The 678-nt window shown below is 66.5% G+C and carries 1 protein-coding gene; it reads right to left on the bottom strand.

Going from position 1 to position 678, the window contains the following annotated elements; all coding sequences use genetic code 11:
* The coding region (locus EN991_RS38685; RefSeq protein WP_164769783.1) for an FAD-dependent oxidoreductase at positions 1 to 678 on the bottom strand (678 nt) is incomplete at both ends.

Genomic DNA, 678 nt, shown 5'->3' with positions numbered 1-678 from the left:
GGTGTAGACGACGCTCGGAATGACGTCATAGTTCACGTGGCCGGCCTGGCCGGCAATGGTTTCCGCTACCGCCACGCCCTCGTCCTCGGCCTTGTGCGCCAGCATCGGCCCGGCGATGACATCGCCGATGGCATAGATGCCCGGGATATTGGTCTTGAGATGGCCATCGGTCTTGACCCGGCCGCGCTCGTCGACCTCGACGCCGGCTTCCCCGAGCCCGAGGCTGTCGGCATAGGCGCGGCGGCCGGTGGCGATCAGCACGGCATCGGCCTCGATGGTCTCGGCGGCGCCGCCCTTGACCGGCTCGAAGGTGACGGTCGCACCCTTCTTGGCCTTGGCCACGCCGGTGACCTTGGCGCCGAGCTTGAACTCGAAGCCCTGTTTGCCCAGCAACCGCTGGAATTGCTTGGAGACCTCGCCGTCCATGCCGCCCAGGATGGTGTCGAGGAATTCGACCACGGTGACCTTGGCGCCGAGCCGCGCCCACACCGAGCCGAGCTCGAGCCCGATGACACCGCCGCCGACCACCACCAGATGGCCGGGAACCTTATCCAGCGACAGCGCGCCGGTCGACGACACGATCACCTTCTCGTCGATGTCGACCTTGACGCCGGGAATGCCGGCGACATCCGAGCCGGTGGCGATGACGATGTTCTTGGTCTCGATCTCCTCGACCTT

Origin of the sequence: Mesorhizobium sp. M7A.F.Ca.US.005.03.2.1 (genome assembly GCF_003997795.1) — a bacterium.
GTDB lineage: Bacteria > Pseudomonadota > Alphaproteobacteria > Rhizobiales > Rhizobiaceae > Mesorhizobium > Mesorhizobium ciceri.
The sequence above is the reverse complement of the archived record's forward strand: the minus strand, read 5'-3'. Positions and strand labels throughout refer to the sequence as shown.